This is a genomic window from Stenotrophomonas sp. B2, assembly GCF_014947095.1.
Taxonomy (GTDB): Bacteria; Pseudomonadota; Gammaproteobacteria; order Xanthomonadales; family Xanthomonadaceae; genus Stenotrophomonas; species Stenotrophomonas maltophilia_P.
Window position 1 is genome coordinate 87,407 of the sequence record NZ_JADCQA010000012.1, and the last position, 25,879, is coordinate 113,285.

At 67.9% G+C, this 25,879-nt stretch carries 22 protein-coding genes; 17 read left to right on the forward strand and 5 right to left on the reverse strand.

What is annotated here, in order from left to right:
* Positions 1-3: 3 nt before the first annotated feature.
* Positions 4-1,620, reverse strand: coding sequence for an EAL domain-containing protein (locus IMX13_RS14665; protein WP_065182542.1), 1,617 nt, complete (start codon positions 1,618-1,620; stop codon positions 4-6).
* A gap of 226 nt (positions 1,621-1,846) precedes the next feature.
* On the opposite strand from IMX13_RS14665, the gene cycA reads away from it, so the two are divergent.
* The 4 genes from cycA (at position 1,847) to IMX13_RS14685 (ending at position 7,632) form a co-directional block, all read left to right on the forward strand.
* A complete protein-coding gene (cycA, locus tag IMX13_RS14670) occupies positions 1,847-3,220 on the forward strand; it encodes a D-serine/D-alanine/glycine transporter (protein ID WP_180875803.1) in 1,374 nt (457 codons plus the stop codon).
* Between the two features lie 61 nt (positions 3,221-3,281).
* The gene (locus IMX13_RS14675) at positions 3,282-4,058 is read left to right on the forward strand and encodes a lytic transglycosylase domain-containing protein (RefSeq protein WP_065182540.1); all 777 of its coding nucleotides are present in this window, start codon (positions 3,282-3,284) and stop codon (positions 4,056-4,058) included.
* Positions 4,059-4,191: 133 nt separating this feature from the next.
* Positions 4,192-5,544 carry a hypothetical protein gene (locus IMX13_RS14680; RefSeq protein ID WP_193396621.1) on the forward strand — a complete coding sequence of 451 codons (1,353 nt, stop codon included), beginning with the start codon at positions 4,192-4,194 and terminating at the stop codon, positions 5,542-5,544.
* Between the two features lie 9 nt (positions 5,545-5,553).
* The gene (locus IMX13_RS14685; RefSeq protein WP_193396622.1) at positions 5,554-7,632 is read left to right on the forward strand and encodes a gluconolaconase; all 2,079 of its coding nucleotides are present in this window, start codon (positions 5,554-5,556) and stop codon (positions 7,630-7,632) included.
* Here IMX13_RS14685 and IMX13_RS14690 read toward each other — a convergent pair.
* Positions 7,610-8,014 (reverse strand): YciI family protein, encoded by a 405-nt coding sequence (locus IMX13_RS14690; protein WP_193396623.1) that lies wholly within the window; start codon positions 8,012-8,014, stop codon positions 7,610-7,612. The genes IMX13_RS14685 and IMX13_RS14690 overlap by 23 nt on opposite strands.
* 183 nt (positions 8,015-8,197) lie before the next feature.
* Between IMX13_RS14690 and IMX13_RS14695 the strand changes: the two genes are divergently transcribed.
* The 9 genes from IMX13_RS14695 (at position 8,198) to IMX13_RS14735 (ending at position 15,495) form a co-directional block, all read left to right on the forward strand.
* Complete coding sequence (locus IMX13_RS14695) at positions 8,198-8,611, forward strand: YciI family protein (protein ID WP_111186600.1); 414 nt, start codon at positions 8,198-8,200, stop codon at positions 8,609-8,611.
* Positions 8,612-8,662: 51 nt separating this feature from the next.
* On the forward strand, positions 8,663-9,085 hold the full coding sequence (locus IMX13_RS14700) for a VOC family protein (protein WP_065182537.1): 423 nt from the start codon (positions 8,663-8,665) through the stop codon (positions 9,083-9,085).
* Positions 9,086-9,123: 38 nt separating this feature from the next.
* Positions 9,124-9,534: a VOC family protein gene (locus IMX13_RS14705; protein ID WP_193396624.1), complete on the forward strand. Its 411-nt coding sequence runs from the start codon at positions 9,124-9,126 to the stop codon at positions 9,532-9,534.
* A gap of 30 nt (positions 9,535-9,564) precedes the next feature.
* Entirely contained in the window at positions 9,565-9,921 is a 357-nt protein-coding gene (locus IMX13_RS14710; protein WP_053518847.1) for a DUF1428 domain-containing protein, read from the forward strand.
* 45 nt (positions 9,922-9,966) lie between these two features.
* Positions 9,967-11,235, forward strand: coding sequence for a sigma-70 family RNA polymerase sigma factor (locus IMX13_RS14715; RefSeq protein WP_053518849.1), 1,269 nt, complete (start codon positions 9,967-9,969; stop codon positions 11,233-11,235).
* Between the two features lie 54 nt (positions 11,236-11,289).
* The gene (locus tag IMX13_RS14720) at positions 11,290-12,939 is read left to right on the forward strand and encodes a M28 family metallopeptidase (protein WP_193396625.1); all 1,650 of its coding nucleotides are present in this window, start codon (positions 11,290-11,292) and stop codon (positions 12,937-12,939) included.
* Between the two features lie 159 nt (positions 12,940-13,098).
* Positions 13,099-14,361, forward strand: coding sequence for a histidine kinase (locus IMX13_RS14725; protein WP_193396626.1), 1,263 nt, complete (start codon positions 13,099-13,101; stop codon positions 14,359-14,361).
* Positions 14,351-15,118: a LytTR family DNA-binding domain-containing protein gene (locus IMX13_RS14730; protein ID WP_193396627.1), complete on the forward strand. Its 768-nt coding sequence runs from the start codon at positions 14,351-14,353 to the stop codon at positions 15,116-15,118. The genes IMX13_RS14725 and IMX13_RS14730 overlap by 11 nt, the downstream gene beginning before the upstream one ends.
* Positions 15,119-15,150: 32 nt before the next feature.
* Positions 15,151-15,495: a hypothetical protein gene (locus tag IMX13_RS14735; protein ID WP_053518860.1), complete on the forward strand. Its 345-nt coding sequence runs from the start codon at positions 15,151-15,153 to the stop codon at positions 15,493-15,495.
* Between the two features lie 39 nt (positions 15,496-15,534).
* On the opposite strand, the gene IMX13_RS14740 is transcribed toward IMX13_RS14735, so the two are convergent.
* Both IMX13_RS14740 and IMX13_RS14745 read right to left on the reverse strand, forming a co-directional pair.
* Positions 15,535-16,149, reverse strand: coding sequence for a hypothetical protein (locus IMX13_RS14740; protein WP_053518857.1), 615 nt, complete (start codon positions 16,147-16,149; stop codon positions 15,535-15,537).
* A gap of 331 nt (positions 16,150-16,480) precedes the next feature.
* Positions 16,481-18,592 (reverse strand): M13 family metallopeptidase, encoded by a 2,112-nt coding sequence (locus tag IMX13_RS14745; RefSeq protein ID WP_074901982.1) that lies wholly within the window; start codon positions 18,590-18,592, stop codon positions 16,481-16,483.
* Between the two features lie 287 nt (positions 18,593-18,879).
* On the opposite strand from IMX13_RS14745, the gene IMX13_RS14750 reads away from it, so the two are divergent.
* Positions 18,880-21,831 (forward strand): EAL domain-containing protein, encoded by a 2,952-nt coding sequence (locus IMX13_RS14750; RefSeq protein WP_227255456.1) that lies wholly within the window; start codon positions 18,880-18,882, stop codon positions 21,829-21,831.
* A gap of 66 nt (positions 21,832-21,897) precedes the next feature.
* Here IMX13_RS14750 and IMX13_RS14755 read toward each other — a convergent pair whose 3' ends face one another.
* Positions 21,898-22,779 carry a LysR family transcriptional regulator gene (locus tag IMX13_RS14755; RefSeq protein ID WP_193396628.1) on the reverse strand — a complete coding sequence of 294 codons (882 nt, stop codon included), beginning with the start codon at positions 22,777-22,779 and terminating at the stop codon, positions 21,898-21,900.
* A gap of 95 nt (positions 22,780-22,874) precedes the next feature.
* Between IMX13_RS14755 and IMX13_RS14760 the strand changes: the two genes are divergently transcribed.
* The 3 genes from IMX13_RS14760 (at position 22,875) to IMX13_RS14770 (ending at position 25,864) form a co-directional block, all read left to right on the forward strand.
* Positions 22,875-23,285: a DoxX family protein gene (locus tag IMX13_RS14760; protein ID WP_193396629.1), complete on the forward strand. Its 411-nt coding sequence runs from the start codon at positions 22,875-22,877 to the stop codon at positions 23,283-23,285.
* A 31-nt stretch (positions 23,286-23,316) separates the two neighbouring features.
* On the forward strand, positions 23,317-24,105 hold the full coding sequence (locus IMX13_RS14765; RefSeq protein WP_193396630.1) for a class III extradiol ring-cleavage dioxygenase: 789 nt from the start codon (positions 23,317-23,319) through the stop codon (positions 24,103-24,105).
* Between the two features lie 115 nt (positions 24,106-24,220).
* Complete coding sequence (locus IMX13_RS14770) at positions 24,221-25,864, forward strand: Na+/H+ antiporter (protein WP_193396631.1); 1,644 nt, start codon at positions 24,221-24,223, stop codon at positions 25,862-25,864.
* Positions 25,865-25,879: the final 15 nt, after the last annotated feature.

Genomic DNA, 25,879 nt, shown 5'->3' on the forward strand with positions numbered 1-25,879 from the left:
CGCTTACGGCAGTGGCTCCTGTTCGATCGGTACGCTGCGCGGGTTCTGCATCTGTTCGCGCGCTGCGCCGTAGCGCTGCTGCCGCTTGTGGTGGAACGCCACGAATTCGTCACGTGGCAGCGGCCGGGAGAACAGCCAGCCCTGCCCGAACTGCACCTTCTGACCGTGCAGATAGGCCAGCTGCGCTTCGGTCTCCACGCCTTCGGCCACGACCCACAGGCCCAGCTCGCGCGCCATGCCGATGATGTGCGGGGTGACCGGGCTGGTGGCACTGTCGGTGCCGATCGCATCGACGAAGGACTTGTCGATCTTCAGCGCATCCAGTGGCAGCTGTGCCAGGTACTGCAGGCTGGAATAGCCCACGCCGAAATCGTCGATGGCGACGCTGTGCCCGGCGCGGCGTGCCGCGGCCAGCATCGTGCGGGCGCGGTCCAGGTCGAGGAAGCCGCGCTCGGTGGCCTCCATCCAGATCTGCTGCGGCAGGATGCCGCTGCCGGTCATGTGCTTGGCGATCATCTTCAACGCGCGGCCGCTGCTGATGTCTTCGGCCGCAAGGTTGATCGCCACGTGCGCGCTGCGATCGCCGACCAGCAGTTCGCGCAGGTCGCGCACCACGTTCTCGATCACCAGATCGGTGACATCGCCGATCATGCCGGCCTCTTCGGCCAGCGGAATGAACAGGTCCGGACGCACCTGGGTGCCGTCCGGACGCTGCCAGCGCACCAGCGCTTCGGCGCCCACGCAGATGCCGGTGTCCAGTTCGATGATCGGCTGGTAATGCAGGTACAGCTCGCGACGGCGGATGGCGGTGGCCAGTTCACCCCGCAGCGACAGCCGGCGGCGCGACAACCAGATCACCAGGCCGGCACCGGCGGCGGCCAGCAGCACGCCCAGCGGCACGAACAGCCACGCCTGCTGGCGGAAGCTGGCGGTGAGCGCGGTCCGCGGGGTGGTGGCGATGGCCAGCCATTCTTCATTGCGAGCGGTGGCGTACAGCGTGTTCTGGTCCAGACCAATGCCGGGATCGCGCAGCAGGCTCTGCAGCAGCGCCGGATCCATGTCGTTCTGCCGGGCCAGCAGGCGGCCGTCGGGGCTGGCCAGGGCCAGCCGCACGTTCGGATCAACGATGACATCGACGAAGCGGCGGGGATCGACCAGTACGTCGTAGGAGCCATACAGGATCGACAGCACCTTGCGGCGGCCGCTGGTCTCGGGACGCACATCGACCGCGATTCCGGCGCCGTCGCTGGTGACGTGGTCCGGCCTGGGCTGGTTCACGTCGGACAGGAACGGCCCCCATGAGGTGCACCGCAGTTTGCCGCCTTCGAAATAGCCCAGCTGATCGGCCGAAGGGGTGGTCATCACCAGTGTCTGCATGCGCCGGATGTGCTCCGGGCTGCAGGCGGGGAGTGCGGTGGCCTCGGCTGATTTCAGTGCGGCCAGTGCTTCCTGGTAGGACAGGTCCGCACGCCGCAGGGTGCGTTCGGCGATGTCATGCAGGCGCTGCTGCTCCACGCTCACGGCGCGGTCCCACGTGGCGTAGGCCATGACGGCGATGGGAATGGCCGCCGCCAGCAGCGCCAGCGCGGTTCCCCCGATGATGATCCGCAGTCGGCTCACGTCCGGGGCTCCAGCAAGGCAGGCAGGGCAGGGCGCATGGTCGGGCCGATCCTTGGGCAGATGCGGCTATCTGAGCATGCCGCCGCGCCGGGCGGAATGGGACGAATCAGGTATTCGGTCACATTGTGGTGAAAGCGGCCAACTTTGCCGGATTCAGCCCGTCCCCAGCTGGCGCAACCGGCCCGGGAGGACTACCGTCGGACGCTTCGCCCGCCGATTCCGCGCCATGACCGACCCTGCCCAGCCCCCCGAGCATCTGCGCCGCAGCCTGTCCAACCGCCACCTTCAGCTGATTGCCATCGGCGGTGCCATCGGCACCGGTCTGTTCATGGGATCGGGCAAGACCATCAGCCTGGCCGGGCCGTCCATCGTGTTCGTCTACCTGATCATCGGCGCGATGCTGTTCTTCGTCATGCGCGCAATGGGCGAACTGCTGCTGTCCAACCTGCAGTACAAATCCTTCATCGATTTTTCCACCGATCTGCTCGGGCCCTGGGCCGGCTTCTTCTGTGGATGGACCTACTGGTTCTGCTGGATCGTCACCGCCATCGCCGATGTCATCGCCATCGCTGCGTACGCACAGTTCTGGTTCCCCGGCCTGGATGCGTGGATTCCGGCACTGATGTGCGTGCTGTTGCTGCTGGGGTTGAATCTGGTGACAGTGAAGCTGTTCGGTGAGATGGAGTTCTGGTTCGCGCTGATCAAGATCGTGGCGATCTGCGCGCTGATCATCACCGGCGCCGGCCTGGTGGCGTGGGGCTTCACCTCGCCCAGCGGGCACACCGCCTCGCTGGCCAACCTGTGGAACGACGGTGGCATGTTCCCGATGGGACTGGTCGGCTTCTTTGCCGGTTTCCAGATCGCGGTGTTCGCCTTCGTCGGCATCGAGCTGGTGGGAACCACCGCCGCTGAAACCGCCGACCCGGAGCGCAACCTGCCCAAGGCGATCAACTCGATCCCGGTGCGCATCATCATCTTCTACGTGCTTGCGCTGGTGGCGATCATGGCAGTGACGCCGTGGCGGCAGGTGGTGCCGGACAAGAGCCCGTTCGTGCAGCTGTTCGTATTGGCCGGGATCCCTGCCGCCGCCAGCCTGATCAATTTCGTGGTGCTGACCTCGGCAACGTCCTCGGCCAACAGCGGCATCTTCTCCACCAGCCGCATGCTGTATGGCCTGGCGGAAGAAGGCCACGCGCCGCGCGGCCTGTCGAAACTGTCGCGCGCGGCGGTGCCGGCCCGCGGGCTGCTGTTCTCCTGCCTGTGCCTGCTGGGCGGCACGCTGCTGATCTACCTGATCCCGAATCTGGTGACCGCCTTCACCCTGGTGACGACGCTGGCGACGGTGCTCTTCATCTTCGTCTGGTCGCTGATCCTGGTGGCTTACATGGTCTACCGCCGCCGTTACCCGCAGCGCCACGAGGCCTCGATCTTCAAGATGCCCGGTGGCGTGGCGATGTGCTGGGCGTGCCTGGTGTTCTTCGCGGGCGTGCTGGTCCTGTTGAGCCTGCAGGCCGATACCCGCCAGGCCCTGATCGCCAGCCCGGCGTGGTTCGTGCTGCTGGGCGTGGGCTACGCGCTGCGCAGCCGGATGGCCCGCTAGGGGCGCGGCCGCCACCGCATTCACCCATCGTTAGCGGGGGCGGCCGGATGATCCGGCCGCCATGACCCGCCGCCCCGTCCTCGCTGCGCTGATGCTGCTGTCCCTCCTGTGGGCCGGGACGGCGGCTGCGCGCACGGTGTACCGCTGCGTGCAGGGCAACACCGTCAGCCTGGCCACCGCGCCGGAACCCGGTTCGCGCTGCACCGCGCGAGATATCGACGACAACGCCATCCAGACCCCGAACCTGTGGGGCAACATGGGGGTGTTCAGCGGCGTGCTGTACGAACGTGAGCAGGACGGCCGGCTGGTCTATTCCACCCGCAATCTGCCGGGCTCGCGGGTGTTCCTGAAATTCACCGTGGCCACGCCGCCGGGCGAGCCTGCGCATGAGGGCCTGGGCCGGGTCGGCAAGCCGCAGCTGGCACCGCACGCGCGGCAGTTCAGGGCGGCAGCGAAGGCGACCGGTGTTGATGATGCCTGGCTGCGTGCCATCGCCCACGCAGAAAGCAACTTCGACGCGCTGGCGGTGTCCAGCAAGGGCGCGCAGGGCGTGATGCAGCTGATGCCCGAGACCGCACTGGAGTACGGGGTGAGCGACCCGTTCTCGCCACAGCAGTCGATCGACGGTGGCGCGCGCTACATGCGCGCGCTGCTGCGCCGCTACAACGGCGACCGCACGCTTGCCGCGGCCGCGTACAACGCCGGCATCGGCGCGGTGACCCGCTACAAGGGCGTACCGCCCTACGCGGAAACGCTGGCCTACGTGGACAAGGTGATGGCGTTGTACACGCGCTATCGCGAGGCGATGGGCATCCGCATCGAGGTGCCGGCAAAGTAGCCACTCGTCGGACGGTGATTGTGGGCGCCCCTCGGCCGCGGCAGGATGGCGCTGCACGGGTGGGCGGGGGAGCGCCGGCCCGGGCGTCGAGGGACGATCCGGCCTGCAGCATCGAATCCACAGGGGGATGTGCATGAAGCCTATCAGGAGCGTGGTCGCGGCATTGTTGTTCGCGATCGCATGCAATGGCTGTGCCAGCAAGAACGTGTTGTATCGCGATGCCGAACGACGACAGGACGCAACCGCGCTGTTCCTGGACCGTGAGGGAAGTCTCTACCCTGCAGCCAGCGTAGCGGTGCCGGTGAAGCAGATGCTGGAAGGGGCACGCCCGTCGTCGGCGGAGTTCGCGACGCTCCGGCATCTCTACCAGCAGTCGGCAGTGCCAGGTGCCGCCTCGGCAGCGGCGTGGCGCAGCCTGCTTGCCGATACCGGGGTGACGCCCGACGCCGCCTTCACCGACACCTGGCAGCAGATCCAGCAGGTGCTGCGTGCGCGCGCCTCGCAGCAGCTGGATCGTGCGGCGGAGGACGGCCGTGTGGTGGTGCTGCTCGTGCACGGCTACAACAACGACTACCGCGAGGCAGCCGCCTGGTACGAACGGGTGGAGCGTGATTTCCGCGAGCGCGGGGCGGCCAGCGGGCAGACGTTGTCATTCGTGCGCGTGTACTGGGATGGCATGCATGGCAACGCGTTCCTGATCTGGGGGGCCGCCCAGCTCAACGGGCCCTACGTGGGACTGGAGCTGCGCAGGGTGCTGGCGGGTGTGGACAACACGGACATGCCGTTGCGGGTGTTCACCCACAGCTCGGGTGCGTACGTGATGAACAACGCACTGGGCAACGGCTCTTCGCCGCTGCGCGGCATGCAGGACGCCTACTACCGTCGCGCTGCCGGTCTGGATGGCTATGGATTCCCGCCGCTGCGCAACCTGCGCATGGCCATGCTGGTGCCGGCGCAGCCGCCGACGGCGATGGCCAACTACCATCATCCGCGCCTGGAGCAGACCTTCGGCACGATCCCCGACCGGTTGATCCTGGGCCTGAGCCGGCACGATTTCGCCACCGGCAAGGGCCGCCGGCTGGGGTCGTGCAGGATGGCGGGCAACACCTGCATGGCCACCCACATCCGCTATTCCTGCGCAGCGGTACGGCGCGACCTGCGCAGCAGCGAATCGCACGGGCGAAAGCAGGTGTGGGCCGTCGCGTTTCCGCAGCCCGCGCTGAGATCGCATCCCCATGCGGTAGCGTCCTACATGCAGGATGGCGACTGGAAGCTGTTCGCGGACGCGCTGCTGCTCGACACCGCGCTGGAGCCGGCCAACCAGGCTGCGCTGTGCGAGCGCAGGGTAGGGCCGCTGAAGCACAGCGATGCCTGGCCTGACGAAATCAAAGTGCGCGCTGCAACAGCACCCGAGCGTGCGGCTGAGGCCGATGCGGGTTGGCATTGGTGGCACTACTGGCTAAGTTCGTCGCTCCCCGTTGAATGATGGAACACGATGGCGCGGCGATACTGGATGGCGGCGGTTGCGGTGGCAACCGCCGGTGCATTGGCAGCGACCTTCTGGCTGCCGGACGAACCCCACCCCGAGACACCTGCGGGACCGGCGCCGACGCCGCTGGCATGGACCGCGCAGATCGAACTGCTGGCCGGTGACGGCCATCCGGGCGATCGGGATGGCGCCTCCGCGCAGGCGCGCTTCGCCGATCCCTACGCGCTGCTGCGGCTGGCCGATGGCAGCGTCTACTTCACCGATGGCGGCGACAACAACCGCATCCGCCGCCGCCTGCCCGATGGCCGCGTCGAGACCGTGGCCGGGCAGGGCGAAGGTCGCGTCGATGGCCCGGCACTGCAGGCACGCTTCCACACGCCGTCCGGCATCGCCGCCGATGCACAGGGCAATCTGTACGTGGCCGACACCGGCAACCATGCGATCCGCCGCATTGGCGTCGATGGCCAGGTGACCACGGTGGCCGGCGGCGAGCAGGGATACGCCGACGGTCCCGGCGCGCAGGCACGTTTCGATGCGCCGATGGGTATCGCCTTGGATGCGCAGGGGCAGATCTACGTGGCCGATACCTGGAACGACCGGATCCGGGTGATCGGCACCGACGGCAGTGTGCGCACCCTCGCCGGGGGCGATCGGCCCGGCTTCATCGACGCGGCAGGAGGTGAGGCGCGGTTCGATACACCGGTGGCGTTGGCCTTCGACGCGCACGGGGTCCTGCTGGTGGCGGATCTGTTCAACAACGCGGTGCGTCGTGTCGGTGCCGATGGCACGGTCAGCACGTGGGTCGGCAGTGGCGGGGTCATCAACGGGCCGCTGTCGCTGACCGCGACCCATGATGGCGTGCTGTACGTGGGCGATCTTGAGGGACGCGTGGTGCAGGTCACCGCACAGGGCCACCAGATCGCACTGGTGGGCAATGACCGGCTGCCGCGGCTGGCGCGCCCCAGCGGCCTGGCGCTGGATGCGGATGGCAGCCTGCTGGTGGCCGACGCGGCCGGATACCGGCTGCATCGGCTGCGGCCGCTGCCGGTGGGCGAGCTTCCGGCCCCTGCGCTGGTTGGACCCGCCGCTGACGCAGCGCTGCCGGACACGGCCGGGCGCTGGCCGCTGGCACCGCAGGAGGGCTGGCACGAAGTGGTCGGCACGCTGGGCGAGGTGCGGGGTAATTTCAGGGGTGAGAGCCGGCACCATCTGCACGGCGGCTTCGATGTGCGCGGCGATGTCGGCCAGACCGTGCTGGCCATTGCCGAGGGCAAGATCAGCAGCCCGGTGGCCAGCTGGAGCCTGGGCGGGCAGGGCGAAGGGCTGGCGGTGGACCGGCTGAAGTACATCCACATGCGGGTGGGCCGCACGCCGCGCGGGGAACCGTTCGACGCGCGCTGGCAGGCGCTGTATGACGACCAGGGCGCGCTGGAACGCATCCGCGTGCGCCGGGGCACGCGCATCCACGTGGGCGATCGCCTGGGCAGCATCAACAGCCAGGCGCACGTGCATCTGGCGGTGGGTACCAGCGGCTTTGAAACCAACGCGGTCGCGCTGGGGTTCCGGAACTTCGCCGATCATTTCGCGCCGCGCATCACCGAGGTGGCGCTGCTGGACGCCAACGACCAGCCGATGACGGCGGGGAGCGACGGCAGCGTGATGGTCGCGCGGCAGGGACGGGGCGTGCAGATCGTGGTCGAGGCCTGGGACCAGGTCGACAACAACCTGGCCCGGCGCAGGCTGGGCGCGTACCAGGTGGGCTACCAGATCCTGGATGCGGCCGGTCGGCCGCTGCAGGGCTACGAGCAGCCGCGCTGGAACATCGTGTTCAACCGCATGCCGCCGCAGAATGCCGCCGTGAAGGTTGCCTACGCACCGGACAGCGGCATCACGGTGCACGGCAGCGCCGTCACCCGTTTCCGCTACCTGGTCACCAACACCGTGCGCGATGGCCTGATGGAGACCGGTCGCTGGCAGCCGGCTGCCCTGCCGCCGGGGGACTACATCGTGCGTGCCAGCGTGCGCGACTACAGCGGCAACGAGGGCATCGGCAAGCGCGAGGTCAGAGTACGGCTGCTGCCATAGCGGGCGGGGCGCCACAGCGCACACGCTCGGCGTCCATGTCCTCCAGCGGGCGCACTTCGATGCTGCCGAACCGTGCCCACGGGAACTCGCGCGCGATGCGCATCGCCTCGTCACGGTCGCGCGCGACAATGAGATTGAAGCCGGCCAGCAGCTCGCGGGTTTCGGCGAACGGGCCATCCAGCACCCGGCTGTGGCCATCGCGGACGCGCAGGGTCTGCGCGGTATCCACCGGCTGAAGCTTCTGCGCCAGCAGCAGCGTGCCTTCGGCCTGCAGCCTGTCGGCGTGGGCCAGGCAGTCGCGCATCAAGGTGTTGAACGCCTCGGTCGGCAGGGCCTGCAGCAAGGCAGGTTCGATGTAGATCAGAAGCAGGTACTGCTGCATGGCGCGATCCTGGCGGGGCGGGGCGGACCTGCATGATCGCGCAGGTTTGCGCCGGGGCATGTTGCAGCGCGGGAGACCGGTCCCCGGTCCCCCCAAAAAAAACTTTGAGAATTTGTCGATTCCCCGTCCCCTCGTTCGTTGTAACAGTGAAGGGCGCGCACCTGCGTCCCACGGGAGACCCACATGAAAGTCATGGTGATCGTCAAAGCCAACGCCGATTCCGAAGCTGGACGCCTGCCCAGCGAGCAGGAGCTGACGGCCATGGGCGCCTACAACGAACAGCTGGTTGCCGCCGGCATCATGCTGGCCGGTGAAGGCCTGCATGCCACCGCGCGTGGCCGCCGCATTCACTTCGGCGGCGGCGGACCGCAGGTCGAGAGCGGCCCGTTCGCGCCCGTCGCCGACCAGATCGCGGGCTTCTGGCTGTGGAACGTCCGCTCGCTCGACGAGGCCGTGGAATGGGCCAGCCGCGCCCCCTTTGGCAGTGGTGGCACGCTCGAGGTGCGCCCGCTGATCTCCGCCGAAGACTTCGGCGAAGCCTTCACCCCCGAATTACAGCAGCAGGAACAGCGTCTGCGCGAGCAGCTCGAAGGCTGAGCCCCGCCACGCCGCGAACACTCGACATCTTCAACCGAACGGAGCACCCCGATGAAACTGATTCCCTTCCTTGGCTTCAGCGGCCAGGCCCACGAGGCGATGGCCTTCTACGCCAAGGCCCTGGGTGGCCAGGTCACCTCGGAAATGAAGTACCGCGACATGCCCCCCTCCGACGGCTCGCCGGGGTGCAACGAGATGCCGGCCGACACCCTTGACCACGTGGCCCACAGCCAGCTGGAAATCGGCAGTGCCATCCTGATGGCCGCCGACGGCCCCGGTGCCGGCGAAGGCGGCTCGACCACCATCAATGTCGATGTCGACAGCATCGAGGAGGCCGAGCGCGTGTTCGCCGCGCTGGCCGATGGGGGCCAGGTGCAGATGCCGATCGCCGAGACGTTCTGGGCGCACCGCTGGGGCATGTTGACCGATCGCTACGGCAAGCCGTGGATGGTCAACTGCATGAAGCAGCCCTGATCGCCCGCCTTCTTTCCATTTCCCAGGGAACCTGAGCAATGAGCACACCGCAACCGCAGATGATCTTCGTCAACCTGCCCGTGCAGGATCTGGACAAGTCCAAGGCCTTCTTCGCCGCACTGGGCTACCGCTTCAACCCGGCGTTCACCGATGAGAACGCGGCCTGCATGGTGGTCAGCGACAGCATCTTCGTGATGCTGCTGGTCAAGCCGTTCTTCCAGCAGTTCACCACCAAGGCGATCGCCGACGCGCAGGCGCAGACCGAGGTGATCACCTGCCTGTCCGCCGACAGCCGCAACGCAGTGGACGTGATGGTGGACAAGGCACTTGCCGCCGGTGCCACTGAACCGCAGCCGGCGCGCGACTATGGTTTCATGTACCAGCGTGGCTTCCAGGACCTGGACGGACATCTCTGGGAAATCGCCCACATGGACGGCGAGCCGGGCTGAGCGGCCACGCCCGACGACAGGAGAACGCTCATGGCTTACGTCGATGCCTATGTGCTGCCGTGCCCCGAGGACAAGGTCGCGGCCTACCGCCGCCTTGCCCGCAAGGCCGGTGCGGTGTGGAAGGATCACGGTGCGCTTCAGTACATGGAATGCGTGGCCGACGACGTGGAACCCGGCACGTCGACCTCGTTCCCGCGTGCGGTGAAGGCCAAGCCGGGCGAGACCGTGATCGTGGCCTTCGTGGTGTTCCGATCGCGTGCGGCACGTGACCGCATCAACGCGAAGGTGATGGCCGATCCGCGCCTGGCCGGCATCGGCCCGAAGGACATGCCGTTCGATACCCGGCGGATGTTCTGGGGCGGTTTCAGGCCCATCGTCGAAGCGTGACTGCCGGTGCTTGTGCGGCGGGATCGTGCATGCTGTGATCGGCGCATGCACGAGCCCGCCCTGACCCAGCGCCTGGAGACTCTCTGGCGGATGGAATCGCCAGTGTTGATAGCGCGCCTGGCGCGGCTGCTCGGCGGTGATGTCGGCCGTGCCGAGGAACTGGCCCAGGACACCTGGCTGGCCGCGCTGGAGCGTTGGCCGGAGCAGGGCATCCCGGACAATCCTGGAGCCTGGCTGATGACCACTGCGCGCAACCGGGCCATCGATGTACTGCGCCAGCACCAGCGGGTGGCGCAGCAGCATGCGCAGTGGGGCGAGGCACTGCATCCGGCCGCGCTGCCGGCACCGGACGACAGCACCGCGCTGGAAGACGATCTTGGCGACGATCTGCTGCGCCTGATGTTCGTGGCGTGCCATCCGGTACTGCCCGCCGACGCGCGCGTGGCGCTGACCCTGCGCCTGCTCGGCGGGCTGACCACGAGCGAGATCGCGCGCGCGTTCCTGCAGCCGGAACCGACCATCGCCCAGCGCGTGGTGCGCGCCAAGCGCACGCTCGCGCAGAAGCAGGTGCCCTATGAAGTGCCGCGTGCCGAAGCGTTGCCCGCGCGCCTGGCCTCCGTGCTGGAAGCGATCTACCTGGTGTTCAACGAAGGCTATGCCGCCAGTGCCGGCGATGACTGGATGCGACCAGCGCTGTGCGAGGAGGCGCTTCGCCTGGCGCGCATTCTCGCCCACCGCATGCCGGCCGCCGCCGTGCTGGGACTGCTGGCACTGATGGAACTGCAGGCGTCGCGCGCCGCGGCGCGGGTGGATGCGCAGGGCCGGCCGGTGCTGCTGGACCAGCAGAACCGCGCACGCTGGGACTGGCTGCAGATCGAACGCGGGCGGCAGGCGCTGGCGCGCGCGCTGTCGGCCGGCGGTAGCGACGATCCCTACGTGCTGCAGGCCTGCATTGCCGAGTGCCACGCAACGGCGCGCCAGGCCGACCAGACCGATTGGGCGCGCATCGCCGGGCTGTATTCGCGGCTGCTGCAGATCCAGCCTTCGCCTGTGGTGGCGTTGAACCGGGTGGTGGCCATCCTGCGCAGTGAGGGCGCGTTCGCTGCCTGGGCGCATCTGCAGCCGCTGCTCTCCGACGACCGTCTGCGTGACTACGCACCGTTGCAGGTCGTCCGTGGTGAAGTGCTGCAGCACCTGGGTCGGGTCGAAGACGCCCGGCAGGCGTTCCAGGCCGCTGCCGCGCTCACCGACAACGTGCGCGAACGCGATCACCTGCTGGCGCGGGCCCATCCGACAGTGCCAAAAGCGCCTTAAATCCGTCGGGCCCCTTTTGTACACTCGGCGGGGATTTCCCTGCTGGAGAGAGCAATGAAGCGAGTAGCACTGGGCGTGCTGGCCCTGTCGGTGTCGGGCGCGCTGATGGCGGCCACGCCGAAATTCGATGGCGCGCGGATTTCCGCCGACGTGAAGGAGCTGGCCTCGGACGCCTATGAGGGCCGTTCGCCGGCCACGGCGGGCGAAGCGAAGACCATCGCCTACCTGAGCAAGCAGTTTGCCGACGCCGGCCTGCAGCCGGGCGGCGACCTGAAGGATGGCAAGCGCCTGTGGACCCAGGCCGTGCCGCTGCGCAAGGGCGACATCGTGGGGACGCCGCAGCTGGCCCTGCATCAGGGTGACAGGACCATCGCGCTGGAGCAGGGCAAGCAGATCGCCGTGCGCGCGGCCATGAACGGCGCCAGCACGGTGGACATCAGCAAGGCGCCGCTGGTCTTCCTCGGCTACGGCGTGAAGGCACCGGAGCGCAACTGGGACGACTTCAAGGGCGTGGACCTGAAGGGCAAGATCGCGGTCGTGCTGATCAACGACCCGGACTTCGAGACCGGCAAGGGCGACTTCGACGGCAAGGGCATGACCTGGTACGGCCGCTGGCCCTACAAGTACGAGGAAGGCGCACGCCAGGGCGCGCTGGGCGTGCTGATCGTGCATGAGACCGCACCGGCCTCGTACGGCTGGGCCACGGTCGCCGGCTCCAACACCAACACCATGTTCGATGTGGTGCGCGACAACCCGGCCGACAGTCACCCTCTGCTGGAAGGCTGGATCCAGCGCGACCTGGCCGTGGACCTGTTCCGCGCGGCCGGCCAGGATTTCGAGGCACTGAAGAAGAAGGCGCAGCAGCGCGACTTCACGCCGGTCACGCTGACCGGCGCCAGCCTGGACGCGAAGTATGCGGTGAAGACCGAGGTGATCACCTCGCACAACGTGGCGGCGCGGCTGGAAGGCAGCAGCCACTCGGACGAGACCGTGATCTACAGCGCCCACTGGGACCACATCGGCGTGGGCGAGCCCGATGCCCGCGGCGACCGTATCTTCAACGGTGCGCTGGACAATGCCAGTGGCACCGCTTCGCTGATCGAACTGGCCCGTGGCTTCGCCAAGGGCAAGCAGCCGCAGCGCTCGCTGCTGTTCCTGGCGGTCACCGCCGAAGAAAAGGGCCTGCTGGGTTCGGAGTACTACGCGACCCACCCGTTGTATCCGCTGGAGAAGACCGTGGCGGTGATCAACATGGATGGCATGGCGCCGTTCGGCCCCTCGCGCGACTTCGGCATCTACGGTGCCGCGCGCTTCGAGCTGCTGGACCAGCTGAAAGAGGTGGCCAAGGGCTGGGACATCCGCTATACGCCCGATCCGAAGCCGGAAGCGGGCCTGTTCTTCCGCTCTGACCATTTCCCGTTCGCCAAGCGCGGCGTGCCGGCGCTGTCCTGGTCGGCCGGACAGGACTGGGTGGACGGGGGCGTGGCTGCTGGCAGGAAGGCCTCGGAGGACTACACCGCCAAGCGCTACCACCAGCAGGGCGACGAGTGGCAGCCGGACTGGGTGTTCGCCGGCGCCGCCCGCGACCTGGAGGTGCTGTACACCCTGGGCAACCAGCTGGCGAACTCGCGCAGCTGGCCGAACTGGAGCAAGGACGAGTCGTTCCGCGCCGTGCGTGACGAAAGCGCGGGGCAGCGGAAGTAAGGGAAGGCGGGGCGCTGCCCCGCCCCCCGGTAGCGCCGGGCCACGCCCGGCGTTTCCGTGAGGGGTTCCATCGCGGCTTTCCCGCACTTCGTCGCAGGCCGCTTGTCTGCCGGGCAGGCCGCCCTATGCTCGGCTTACCCCTTTCACCAAGGCGCCGCCGTGTTCGCCAGCCTCACTCTCATTTTCCGTCATCTGTTGGCCTGGGCCGCGGCGCTGGTCGTGGCCGGCATGGTCTGGAGCGGCATCTTCAGCGGCATGAACGATGGCCCGGGCTGGATCTTCGGCTTGCTGGCGATGTTCCTGATGATTACCGCGCTGGGCAGTGCGATCAGCCATGTGCGCCGGGTCTGGCTGGTGGCCGGGCGCCTGGACGCGAGCACGCTGTCCGGGCGCCAGCGTCGGCAGGTGGAACTGCCGATGGATGCCGGCCAGGCCTTTGCCGTGGTCGAGGCGGCCGTGGCCGAGCTGCCCCGGGTGGAGGACGTGGAAAGCGCGGCCGGCAGCCTGCAGGTGCGCGCCTACGTGCGCCGCGTCGACCCCTGGAACGGCCGCCAGCCCTCGCGCTGGAACCTGCCCGCGCGGCTGGCGATCAAGCGCAACGGCGTGCTGGCCACGGTCACGCCCGGGCAGGGCACCAGTACCGTCACCCTGCTGTTCGAGCCCGATGCGGGCTGGTGGGCCGATCTGCTGGCGCTGGACGAAGGCAGCAACTACGAGAATGCCGAAGCGGTCACCCGTGCGATCAGCCGTCGGGTGGCCGACCAGCGCCGCACCGAGCAGGCCGCCGCGGAGCAGACCCAGGTGGAAAAGGAGCTGTCGGTGGCGCGCCTGAACCTGCTGCACGCGCAGGTCGAGCCGCACTTCCTGTACAACACGCTGGCCAATGCCCAGGTGCTGACCCGCACCGATCCGGCGCGGGCCGAGCAGATGCTGGGGCACCTGATCCAGTACCTGCGCAGTTCGTTGCCGCAGGTGGACGAATCGATGTCGACCCTCGGCGTGGAGCTGGAGCGTACCCGCGCGTACCTGGAGATCCTGCGGATCCGCATGGGCGCAAGGCTCGCGGTGGAGGTGCAGGTGCCGCCGGAACTGCATGCGGTGAAGCTGCCGGCGATGGCGCTGCAGACGCTGGTCGAGAACGCGATCAAGCACGGCCTGGAGCCCAAGCCCGGAGGTGGAACGATCTGGATCCTGGCGCGCGGCTTCGACGACCACGTGACGGTGACCGTGGCCGATGATGGGCTCGGCTTCAGCCAAGGCACCACCAGTGGCACCGGCATTGGCCTGAAGAACCTGCGCGAGCGGCTGCGCCTGACCTGCGGCGAGCAGTCCGGCGTAGCGATCGTCGCCAATTTCCCCAGCGGCGTTGCTGCGACCATGACATTGCCGCCATCCAGCAAGGAGCGCAGCCATGTCGCTTGAAGCCCTGATTGCCGAGGACGAGGAACTGCTGCGGCAGTCGCTGGTGGACCAGCTGCGCCGGCTGTGGCCGGAGCTGAAGCTGGTGGCCGAGTGCGAAGACGGCGCCAGTGCACTGGAGCAGCTGGCCGAGAAGCAGCCGGACATCGCGTTCCTCGACATCCGCATGCCGGGCATCACCGGCATCGAGGTCGCGCGTGCACTGTCCGAGCTCAGCCCGCGCACGCAGGTGGTGTTCGTCACCGCCTACGACCAGTACGCCATCGATGCCTTCGAACAGGGTGCGATGGACTACCTGCTCAAGCCGGTCAGCGATGAGCGCCTGCTGGCCACGCGCGAGCGCATCCTGGCGCGGTTGCCCTCCACGCGCCACGATGATGCGGTGCTGGAACGCCTGCTGCAGCGCCTGGGACCGGGACAGAACGGTGACCGCCCGCCGCTGGCGTGGATCACCGCCAGCAATGGCCGCGAGACCCAGCTGATCATGCTGGAGGACGTGGTCTACTTCCGCGCGGACAACAAGTACACCACCGTGATCACCGCCGCCGGCGAGAGCCTGCTGCGCACCCCGCTGCGCGAACTGCTGGAAGTGCTCGATCCGCAGCACTTCCGCCAGATCCACCGCTCGACCATCGTCAACATGAAATCGGTCGCCGCGGTCAGCCGCGACGATACCGGGCGCGGTGTGCTGCGCCTGCGCCAGCGGCCGGAAACGCTGGTGGTCAGCCAGCCCTTCATGAGCCTGTTCCGCGGCATGTAGCCGCGACGTTGCATCTGCCCCGAGGAATGACCATGCCCCGTCTGCTGCTTGTGTGTGCTGTGCTGCTGGCACTGGCCGGCTGCGAAAAATCCAGCAATTCCTCGATTACCCGCGCGCGCGCCAACGGCGTGGACACGCTGTACAGCAAGGGCACCGTCGTTGATGGTCAGGCGCGGTTCCAGTGCATCGCCAGCAGCAGTGGCAGGTGCCACTATCTCGTGCTGGACCCGGCCTGCAGCACCGAGGCCACCTGCGCCACGCCGCCCCTGCGGCGTTTTTCGGTGGCCGTAGGCCAAACCGAAACCATGCGAGGCCTGCCCGAGGGCTTCCACCAATGCGTCAGCCAGGACCCGATAGAACAATGCCACCGTGAGTGATCACGGTGGCATTGTGGACCCCCCCGTTTTCCGCAAGGGTCAGTAGGCAGGCTGCAGCGTCAGTTCGTGATGGTGTTCGGTTTCGCCTACATGGTTCAGCCGCCCGACCAGTTCGGAGTGCTGCTTCATCCGTCCGATCTCGGTCATGATGCGGATGTCCTCATGGCGTAGCTCGCGCCTGGCGGTGACCGCCTGCTTGTAGTCCAGCACTTCCGGGTAGTGCTCGGCCAGGTCCAGCGCCTCGGCCACATGCTCGACGCTGTCGGCCTTGGAACTGATGCGGGCCCGGCTGTTGAAGGCTTTCATCCAGCGCTCGAAGCCGGCCTGCTGGTCGAACATGTTGGCCATGAACCAGATCACGAACAGGATCGAGACCCATGAGCCGAACACGATCACCACGCGGGTGAAGGTGATATGGAAGTCGTCACGCCACAGGTAGTTGGCGATCAGGCCCAGAATCACCAGCGACGCCGCCTGCCAGCCGATGATGGAGGCGATCAGCCACTGGCACTTGGCCTGGGCCAGCACCGCCACTTCATCGCGGATCTGCTGCTCGCTGAGATTGCGCCAGTGCGCGACCTGTTTGTCGAACGGGCTGCTGTAGAGCTCGTTGTCGCGAAGCAGAATTCCCAAACCCTTGAACAAAGCAATCATGGCTGGCTCCTTGTGGAACGTGCGTCGATCAGCGTTGGACGGTGTGGCGGGTTCAGTTCTAGCACTTCCAGCGAGCGGTGCAATGGGCGGAACGCCAAGCGGCGTAAGGGTCTTGTCCGGCCGGGTGAAGTTTTGTGCGATGCAGCACAGTGCCCGCACCCTGCGACAGGATGTCGCAGGGTGAAACGTGCTGCGGGCGCACATGAAACCGGGGATGAGCAGGGATCCCGGCAATCGGCCTCGTCTTCGGCCTGAATCGGCACCGACCGCGCAGCCTGCCAGGCCCGGTGCGGATGAAAACGGGCGCCTCGCGGCGCCCGTTTCCCTCATCTCACCAGACTTTGACCCGCTTGTCGGGGGCCAGGTACAGCTTCTGGCCCTCCTTCACCTCGAACGCCGGGTACCAGGCGTCGATGTTGCGCACGGTGAGCGCGCGGAACTGGCCCGGCGCGTGCACGTCGGTCAGCAGCGAATTGCGCAGCGCCTGCTCGCGGCTCTTGCTGCGCCATGCCTGGGCGAAGCCGAGGAAGAAGCGCTGGTCCGGGGTGAAGCCTTCCAGGGTCTGGCCCGGCTTGCCCTGCAGCGACAGCTGGTAGGCGTCGTACGCCGTTCCCAGACCGGCGACGTCGGCGATGTTCTCGCCCAGCGTCAGCTTGCCGTTGACGTGCACGCCGGGGAACGGCTCGTAACTGCTGAACTGGGCCGCGAGCGCGTCGCCGGCGGCGTTGAACTGCTTCAGGTCCTCGGCGGTCCACCAGTTGTGCAGCTTGCCGGTCTCGTCGAACAGCGCGCCGGCATTGTCGAACCCGTGGCTGATCTCATGGCCGATCACCGCACCGATCGCACCGTAGTTCACCGCATCATCGGCGGCCCCATCGAAGAACGGCGGCTGCAGGATCGCGGCCGGGAACACCAGGCGGTTCTCCAGCGGCACGTTCATCGCGTTGATGGTCTGCGGCAGCATCGCCCACTCACCGTGGTCGACCGGCTTGCCCAGCTTGGCGATGTTGCGCTGGTACTCGAACAGCTCGGCGCGCTGTGCATTGCCCAGCGGGTCGTCGCGGCGGATTTCCAGACCGCTGTAATCGCGCCATTTTTCCGGATACCCCATGCCCACGGTCAGGCCGGCCACCTTTGCCTTGGCGCTGGCCTTGGTCTGCGGCGACATCCACGACAGCGCGTCGATGCGCCTGGCGAACGCGGCGATGATGTTCTTCGCCATTTCGTCCGCGCGCTCCTTGGTCCTGGCGTCGAAGTGCTTCTCGACATAGCGCTTGCCGATGGCCTCACCGACGGCGTGGTTGGCATCATCCACCGCGCGCTTCCAGCGATCGCTCTGCTGCGGCGTGCCGCTCAGCGCGGTGCCGTGGAAGGCGAAGCGGGCATCGGCGAACTTCTTCGGCAGGTACGCCGCGGCGCGATCCAGCGCATGGAAGGCCAGGTAATCCTTCCAGACCTCCAGCGGCTCGGTGGCCACCAGCCTGGACAGCCCGGCCACCGCCCTGGGCTGCCAGACGATGAAGTCCTGCTGCTTGCCCAGTGCAGCGGCATCGAGGAAGGCGGTCCAGTCCATGCCCGGGGCCTTGGCGTTGAAGTCAGCCTGGGTCCAGGGGTTGGCACCCTTGGTCACGTCGTTGGTTTCTTCCTGGGTGGCGTGCGCCTGCGCGATCTTCGTTTCCAGCGCAACGATGCGCTGCGCCTTGCCGGCCGGGTCGGCGCTGCCGGCCAGCTGCAGGAGCTGCGCGATATAGGCCTGGTACTGCTTGCGCAGTTCGGCCATGCGGCCGTCGCCCAGATAGAAGTCGCGGTCGGGCATGCCAAGTCCGCCCTGCACCAGATATGGCGCGGTGCGGTCCGGCTGCAGCAGATCGACCGAGACCCACAGGCCGAACAGGCGGTCGGTGTAGAAGTTGGTGGCATTGAGCAGGTCGACATCGGCGCGCATGTCGCCGCCCAGCGCGCGGGCCAGGCCGGCCTTGTCAGTGATCGCATCGATCGCCTTCAGCTGCGGCTGCACCGGTGCGATACCGCGCTGCTCGATGCCGGCCTCGTCCATGAACGCGGCGTAGTAGTCGCCGATCAGCTTGTCCTCGCCGCTGGCCTGGGCATTGCCGGCAGCGCCTTCGAGGATGGCGCGGGTGTCGGCCTGGGTCTTCTCCGCGATGACGTTGAAGCTGCCGAAGCGCGAGCGGTCGGCGGGGATCTCGGTGTTCTTCACCCAGGTGCCATTGGCGAAGCCGAAGAAATCGTCGCCGGCGGCGATGCTGCGATCCATGCCGCTGGCATCGAAGCCGAAGCTGCCCAGCATCGGCTTGGCGGCTGCGGGGGCGGATGCGGCCGGCGCGGCGGTACTGGCCGCCGGATCGGCGGCGCGGTCGCAGGCGGCCAGGGACAGGCTGGCAGCAATGGCCAGTGCCAGGGTGGGACGGCGCAGCTTGGACATGGACTTCTCTTGCGGCGGGAAAACGCCAAGTCTAATCCGCTCCGATGCGATGGGTCGCACCGTTGTGGCGCAAGGCTGTGCACGATCTGGCTGAACGCGGTGCGGCGATCTTCACGCCGTCACCGCCGTGGTGCATGCTGCATGCCGGACCCCTGCGCGGACGCAGGGCGGTGATCCGGCGTGGCGGGCCCGGCGGTCAAGAATGGCAGTCGCCGGCCGCTGAGGTCGGGGATGTGGAGGAATCGTTCGCGCATGAAGCCAGCCGACTGGACAGGGAACACCCACCGATGCCCGCGCTGAAACGCGCGTTGGCCCGGCCACTGCGCGCCATCACCTGGGGCGGGGTGGTGCTGGGCGTGCTGCTGGTGGCCGGTCTGGCGATGATGCTGGTCAATGACCATCATCGGCGGTTGGAAGCGGCGCAGCGGCAAAGCCGGGCACTGGCGGTCGGCAGCGAGCGCCTGCTGGCATTGCAGCTGCGCAATCTGGAGCGGGCGATGGGCGGCATTTCCGCCGACGCCGCCGAGCTGTTCCGGAGCGTGCCGGCACAGGCACCGCGGCTGCTCGATGCGGCCGTGGCCGGCGTGCTGCAACGGCACGCCGAGCTGCACAGCATCGTGGTGCTCGACAGCTACGGACGTGCGCTGACCGCGGGCCAGGGCGACCTGCAGCTGCCCCTGTGGACCGATCCGCAACGGCGCGGCCCTGGCAGTGCGCTGTACATCGGGCCGCCGCAGCGGGGCAGCGATGATGGCTGGGTGGTGCCGCTGGCGCTGCCGCTGGACGACGACCGCTGGCTGCTGGCGCGCCTGCGCTGCGGCGAACTGCAGCGCATCATCGGCGGGCTGGACGTGGGCCCGAACGGCCTGGTGTCGATCAGTGATGCCGAAGGCTACATGCTGGCGCGCGTGCCCGATCCGCATGGCACGGTCGGCCACCGCTACGCGCTGCCCGGGCGCGATCTGCTCGGCAGGCAGGCGGTGATCGAACTGGGGAACGTGCCCGGCGTGGTCGATGGCGTGCCGCGCATCACCACCATCAGTACGCTGGAGCGCAACCCGCTGGCGGTGCAGGTGGGCCTGGCCGAAAAGGACGTGCTGGCGCCGTGGTGGCCCTACCTGCAGGCATCGGTGGCCATCGTGCTGGTCTATGTGGCCGTGCTGCTGGTGCTGTTGTTCGCCGTCCGGCGAACGATCCGCCGGCAGCAATCGATGGCCGAGGAACTGCAGGCCGGCAATGCGGAACTGCGGCTGGCCCACCAGGTCGGGCGGGTCTGCACCTGGTACGTCGATGAGGACGCTGCACTGCTGCGCTGGTCACCGCTGGCACGCGAGATCTTCGGCGTACAGACCGACGCGCTGCCGGTGGCCGATTTCTTTGCCCGGGTGCACCGCGATGATGCCGCACGGCTGCAGAAGGCGTTTGACCAGGCATTTGCCGGCAACGCGGTGATGGATGAGGTATTCCGCCTGGTGCTGCCGGGGGGTGCGGTGCGCTGGGTCGGCGCGCGGGGCCAGCGCGTGCCGGTGGCCGATCGCCAGCGGCGCATGATCGGCGCGCTCACCGATCTCAGCGAGCGGTATCAGGCCCGTGAACAGATGAACCAGGTCGAACGGCGCTTCCGCCTGCTGTTCGACCGCAATCCTGCGCCGTTCTGGGTGTTCGATCCGGACACGCTGCGCTTCATCGAGGTCAACGATGCGGCCGTGCGGCAGTACGGCTACAGCCGTGAGGAATTCCTCACCATGAGCATCCTCGACATCCGGCCGCGGGAAGGGTGGGACGAGGTCAAGGGAGCCATCGCGCGGGCGCGCGTGGGCGACCTTCCCGATGCTGCCGTGCGCCTGCACCGGCGCAAGGATGGCAGTGTGTTCGAAGTGCGCGCGCATTTGTCCCGGCTGGATTTCGATGGCCAGCCGGCCTGCCTGGTACTGGCCGAGGATGTCAGCGAGCGGATGGCCTATGAGCGCGACCTGGCTTACCAGGCGCGGCACAACCCGGCGACCGGGCTGCTCAACGTGCGCGCGCTGACCGAGCAGCTGGATGCCCAGGCGGAGGGCTATACCATCGCCTTCGTGCAGCTGCGTGGCCTGCAGCTGGTGGCCGACACGCTGGGCCGGGAGATCGGCGATGCGGTGCTGCAGTCGATGGCCTCGCGCCTGGCTGTGCTGGCGGCACGTTACGGCGCGCTGGCCTTCCAGCCGGCGGAAGATTTCGTGTTCGCCATCGGCGCCGCGCATGACACCCGGCGCGTACTCGACGATCTGCTGCAGATCGTGTCGGCACCGATGCGTGGCAAGGATTCGCTGCACCAGTTCGAGCCGCGCATCGGCGTGGCGGTGCACACGGCAGATGATGGCCACAGCGCCGAGCAGGTGATCGGCATGGCGGCACAGGCGGCGCACGCCGCGCGCGCCGAAGGGGATGTGGTGGCCTGGTTCGACGCTGCGGTGACCACGCGCCTGGCTGATCGCCTGCGCCTGGCCGGGCGCATCCATGCGGCGATCGACAGCGAGTTCCAGCTGTACTTCCAGCCGATCCGGCACGCCAGCGACGGCAGTCCGGCGGCACTGGAGGCATTGCTGCGCTGGCCGCAGGCCGATGGCAGCTTCATTCCTCCCAACGAGTTCATCCAGCTGTGCGAGGACACCGGCCTGATCCTGGCCCTGGGGCGCTGGGTGATCCGTGCGGCGGCCCAGGCGCAGCGGCGCCTGGTGGAGGCGGGTTGGGGCGATCTGCCGATCGCGGTGAACGTGTCGGCCGTGCAGTTCTTCAACAGCGACCTGGTGGCCGAGTTCACCCGTGCCCAGCAGGACTTCGGCCTGGCCCGCGGCGCGCTGCATGTGGAGCTGACCGAGAGCAGCCTGATGCGCAAGCCGGCGCAGGCGATGCAGACCATGCAGCGCCTGCACGAGCAGGGCATCTGCGTGTCGCTGGATGATTTCGGTACCGGCTACTCCAGCATGTCCTACCTGCAGCACCTGCCGCTGGACATCCTCAAGATCGACCGCAGCTTCGTCGCCGACGTGGAGACCAATCCGCGCAACGCATCGATCTGCAGGGCGCTGCTGTCGCTGGGCCACAGCATGGGCCTGACCATCATTGCCGAAGGCGTGGAAACGCCGGGGCAGCTCGACTGGCTGGCCGCGCACGGCTGCGACCAGGTGCAGGGCTACCTGCTGGGACGTCCGGCCCCTCTGGAGCGGATCATCGGCATGCTGGACGAGGTCGCTGTCTAGCCCATGTTGCGGCTCGCCGGGCACGGCCTTGCGCCCGCGTGTCACGGGTGTTGTCCGGTGGCGCGGTCAGATCCTGGCCTCCACCAGGTAATCGATGAAGCTGCGTACCTTCGGCGCCAGGTGGCTGCGACTGGTGTAGACGGCGAAGATGCCGATCGGCGCCGCTTCCCAGTCCGGCAGGATGCGCACCAGGCGGCCGTCGGCCAGCGCCTCCTGGAGCAGGAAATCCGGTTGCAGGATCACGCCCATGCCAGCAATGGCCGCCTCGCGCAGCACGTCGCCGTTGTTGGCGCGCAGCACGCTGTTCACCGTGACCTGGACGTCGCCTCCGGGGCCGTGCAGTGGCCACTGGTCGCCGCCGGCCCAGTAGCTGTAGCCCAGGCATGCGTGATCCTGCAGTGCCTGCGGCGTGGCCGGCGTGCCGTGCGCAGCCAGGTAGGAGGGCGCCGCGCACAGGCTGACCCGCGATTCGCCCAGGCGACGCGCGATCAACGTGGGCCCGGGCTCGCGGGTGATGCGGATGGCCACGTCGTAGCCTTCTTCGACCATGTCCACCAGGCGGTCGGACAGGGCCAGGTCCAGTTCCACCTGCGGGAACCGCTCGCGGAAGCCGGCCAGCAGCGGGCCGAGACGGGCGATGCCCCAGCTGACCGGCGCATTGATGCGCAGCAGGCCGGACGGTTCCAGTGCCTGTGCGCCGATGCTGGCCTCCAGTGCGTCGAACTCCGCCAGCAGGCGCACGCACTGCGCGTAGTAGGCGGCGCCGGCACTGGTCGGGCTGACCCGGCGGGTGGTGCGGTGGAGCAGCCGCGTCGACAGGCGCTTCTCAAGCGCCGCAACCTGCCGGGTGACGCCGGCGGTGGACATATCCAGTGCCTGGGCGGCCGCACTGAAGCCATTGCGCTCGACCACGGCCACGAACACACGCATGGCGTCCAGAGTGTCCATTGTTGCGCCTTATGAAATAAATACGGTCGAATCATCGTATTTATCGGCATCGGTCGGCGCAATAAGCTGTGCTTCTTCCCTTTCGAGGCCCCGCCATGACGACCTCTGCTGCTTCCGCTCCCCCGCTGGCGCCCTATGGCGCGACGCTGCTACGCCTGGCCCTCGGCGTCCTGTTCCTGATCCATGGGCTGACCAAGCTGCTGGTGTTCACCCCGGCCGGCACCGCGGCGTTCTTCGAGTCGCTCGGTCTGCCGGGTGTGCTGGGTTACCTCACCCTCGCGGCAGAACTGGTGATTTCCGCAGCCCTGCTGCTCGGTGTCTACGCGCGCTGGGTCGGGCTGGCCGGGGTGCCCCTGTTGCTGGGCACCATCGTCACCGTGCACGGCGCGAACGGCTTCGGCTTTGCCAATGCTGGCGGTGGCTGGGAGTACCCGGCCTTCTGGGCGCTGGCGCTGGTGGTGCTGTTCCTGGTCGGTGACGGCCGCTGGACCCTGCGTTCGCGTTGAGCGCTGGCTGATACTGCAAACGGAGAATTCCATGTCCCGCCTGCCTTCGCTGTACATCTCGCATGGTTCACCGATGACTGCGCTGCAGCCGGGCGAGGTGGGCGTGCGCCTGGCCGAACTGGCGCGCGACCTGCCCACGCCGCGCGCCATCGTCATCGCCTCGGCCCACTGGCTGGGGCGGCAGCCGTTGGTCGGCGCCCACCCGCAACCGCCGACCCTCCATGACTTCGGCGGCTTCCCGCGCGCGCTGTTTGAACTGCAGTACCCGGCACCGGGCGATCCGGCGCTGGCCGAAGACGTAGCCGGGCGCATCGCCGCGGCGGGCCTGCCGGTGGCCATCGATACCCAGCGTGGTCTCGACCACGGCGCCTGGGTGCCGCTGCGCCTGCTGCGTCCGCAGGCCGACATTCCCGTGGTGCCGGTATCGATCCAGCCGTTGCTGGGGCCTGCGCACCAGTTTGCGCTGGGCCGCGCGCTGGCACCTCTGCGCGAACAGGGCGTGCTGCTGGTCGGCTCGGGCAGCATCACCCACAACCTGCACGACTGGGGCGACTATCAGGACGGCAAGGAAGCGCCCTATGTGCGGCCGTTCATCGAGTGGGTAGAGCAGCGGCTGGCGGCCGATGATCGCCCGGCGCTGTTGGACTACCGCCGGCAGGCACCGTTCGCCGAACGCGCCCATCCCACCGATGAACACCTGTTGCCGCTGTTCTTTGCGATGGGTGCGGCCGGTGAAGACCGCTTCGGCGCACGTCGCATCGATGCCGGCGTCGATGGCGGCTTCCTGGCGATGGACATCTACCGCTTCGACGGGGCATGAGCCTGTGCTGACGCAGCATCGCTGCGGTTGTCGCAGCCGCAGTCGCCTGTGGTAGTTTTTTCCGGGTTTCCGGCGCTGGCTTCATGCCCCCCGCGCGCCGCTTCCTGGAAGAAGCATGCATACCATTGAAGTCGTGCTGGCGATGCTGGTGGCGGTCGTCGCCAGCGGATACCTCGTCCGCGTCCTGCCGTTCTCACTGCCGCTGCCACTGGTGCAGATCGGTCTGGGCGCGGTCATTGCCGGCGTGTTCAACCGCGGCCATGCGCTGGAGCCGGAAGTGTTCTTCCTGCTGTTCCTGCCGCCCCTGCTGTTCCTTGACGGCTGGCGCATCCCCAAGCAGGGCCTGTTCCGCGACAAGGGCGCGATTCTCGAGCTGGCGTTCGGCCTGGTGGTGTTCACCGTCATCGGCGCCGGCCTGCTGATCCACTGGATGATCCCGGTGATGCCGCTGGCGGTGTGCTTCGCGCTGGCGGCGATTGTTTCGCCGACCGATCCGGTGGCCGTTGGAGCGATCGCCTCCAAGGCTCCCATTCCCAAGCGGCTGATGCACATCCTCGAGGGCGAATCACTGCTCAACGACGCCTCCGGTCTGGTCTGCTTCCGCTTCGCGGTGGCGGCGGTGATGACCGGTACCTTCTCGCTGGCCACCGCTTCGCTGACCTTCCTGTGGGTGGCGGTGGCGGGCCTGGCGGTGGGCGTGGCGGTGACGCTGGGCGTGTCGACCTTCCAGCGTTGGTTGTGGCGCCGTTTCGGTGAAGAGCCGGGTGCGGCGATGCTGGTCAACCTGCTGATCCCGTTCGCGGCCTACCTGCTGGCCGAAGAGATCAATGCCTCGGGCATCCTCGCGGCGGTCGCGGCCGGCATCTCGATGAGCTACGTGGAAATGACCGGCCGTGTTTCCGGCAGCATGCGCGTGCAGCGCGCGGGCGTGTGGAACATGCTGCAGTTCAGCTTCAACGGCATCATGTTCGTGCTGCTGGGCGAGCAGTTGCCGGGCATCGTCGAGCGTGCAACCACCACGATGAACGAGACCGGTCACCAGAGCGCGTGGTGGCTGCTGGTGTACGTGCTGGTGATCAATGCCAGCCTGATCGCCCTGCGCCTGCTGTGGGTGTGGCTGTCACTGCGCTGGAACCTGCTGCGTGCGCGTCGGCGTGGCCTGGAGCGGGGCGAGGCGCCGAACTGGCGCATCGTGGTGGCCACCTCGGTGGCGGGCGTGCGCGGTGCGATCACCCTGGCCGGCGTGCTGACGCTGCCACTGTTCCTGCCCGATGGCAGCCCGTTCCCCGCACGCGACCTGGTGATCTTCCTGGCTGCAGCGGTGATCCTGTTCTCGCTGGTCGGCGCCAGCGTGGCGCTGCCGCAGCTGCTGAAGGGCCTGCAGTTGCCGGCCGACTCCGGTGAGCGCAAGGAAGAGGATCTGGCCCGCCGGTTGTCCTCGAAGGCGGCGCTGGCCGGGGTGGAGCGCAAGCGGCAGCAGCTGGTGCTGAACCAGAACACCGAGAACGTGCAGTTGTACAACGACGCGGCCTCGCGGGTCAGCCTGCTGTATCAGCGGCACCTGGATCGCGAGAACCCGGACGTGGATCCGGAGAAGGTGAAGCGGATGGAGGAGGGCTATCGCCAGTTGCGCAGCGCCGGCCTCAATGCCGAGCGCGAGGAACTGTTCCGCCTCACCCGGCGCGGAGTGATCTCCGACGAGATCTCGAGGCGCCTGATCCGCAACCTGGATCTGCTGGAGTCGCGCAAGCGCGAGTGACCGGCCCTGTGCATC

Coding starts and splice junctions, on each gene's coding strand:
- cycA (WP_180875803.1), top strand. CDS start 1,847: ATGACCGACCCTGCCCAGCCCCCCGAGCATCTGCGCCGCAGCCTGTCC.
- IMX13_RS14675 (WP_065182540.1), top strand. CDS start 3,282: ATGACCCGCCGCCCCGTCCTCGCTGCGCTGATGCTGCTGTCCCTCCTG.
- IMX13_RS14680 (WP_193396621.1), top strand. CDS start 4,192: ATGAAGCCTATCAGGAGCGTGGTCGCGGCATTGTTGTTCGCGATCGCA.
- IMX13_RS14685 (WP_193396622.1), top strand. CDS start 5,554: ATGGCGCGGCGATACTGGATGGCGGCGGTTGCGGTGGCAACCGCCGGT.
- IMX13_RS14690 (WP_193396623.1), bottom strand. CDS start 8,014: ATGCAGCAGTACCTGCTTCTGATCTACATCGAACCTGCCTTGCTGCAG.
- IMX13_RS14695 (WP_111186600.1), top strand. CDS start 8,198: ATGAAAGTCATGGTGATCGTCAAAGCCAACGCCGATTCCGAAGCTGGA.
- IMX13_RS14700 (WP_065182537.1), top strand. CDS start 8,663: ATGAAACTGATTCCCTTCCTTGGCTTCAGCGGCCAGGCCCACGAGGCG.
- IMX13_RS14705 (WP_193396624.1), top strand. CDS start 9,124: ATGAGCACACCGCAACCGCAGATGATCTTCGTCAACCTGCCCGTGCAG.
- IMX13_RS14710 (WP_053518847.1), top strand. CDS start 9,565: ATGGCTTACGTCGATGCCTATGTGCTGCCGTGCCCCGAGGACAAGGTC.
- IMX13_RS14715 (WP_053518849.1), top strand. CDS start 9,967: ATGCACGAGCCCGCCCTGACCCAGCGCCTGGAGACTCTCTGGCGGATG.
- IMX13_RS14720 (WP_193396625.1), top strand. CDS start 11,290: ATGAAGCGAGTAGCACTGGGCGTGCTGGCCCTGTCGGTGTCGGGCGCG.
- IMX13_RS14730 (WP_193396627.1), top strand. CDS start 14,351: ATGTCGCTTGAAGCCCTGATTGCCGAGGACGAGGAACTGCTGCGGCAG.
- IMX13_RS14735 (WP_053518860.1), top strand. CDS start 15,151: ATGCCCCGTCTGCTGCTTGTGTGTGCTGTGCTGCTGGCACTGGCCGGC.
- IMX13_RS14740 (WP_053518857.1), bottom strand. CDS start 16,149: ATGATTGCTTTGTTCAAGGGTTTGGGAATTCTGCTTCGCGACAACGAG.
- IMX13_RS14745 (WP_074901982.1), bottom strand. CDS start 18,592: ATGTCCAAGCTGCGCCGTCCCACCCTGGCACTGGCCATTGCTGCCAGC.
- IMX13_RS14750 (WP_227255456.1), top strand. CDS start 18,880: ATGCCCGCGCTGAAACGCGCGTTGGCCCGGCCACTGCGCGCCATCACC.
- IMX13_RS14755 (WP_193396628.1), bottom strand. CDS start 22,779: ATGGACACTCTGGACGCCATGCGTGTGTTCGTGGCCGTGGTCGAGCGC.
- IMX13_RS14760 (WP_193396629.1), top strand. CDS start 22,875: ATGACGACCTCTGCTGCTTCCGCTCCCCCGCTGGCGCCCTATGGCGCG.
- IMX13_RS14765 (WP_193396630.1), top strand. CDS start 23,317: ATGTCCCGCCTGCCTTCGCTGTACATCTCGCATGGTTCACCGATGACT.
- IMX13_RS14770 (WP_193396631.1), top strand. CDS start 24,221: ATGCATACCATTGAAGTCGTGCTGGCGATGCTGGTGGCGGTCGTCGCC.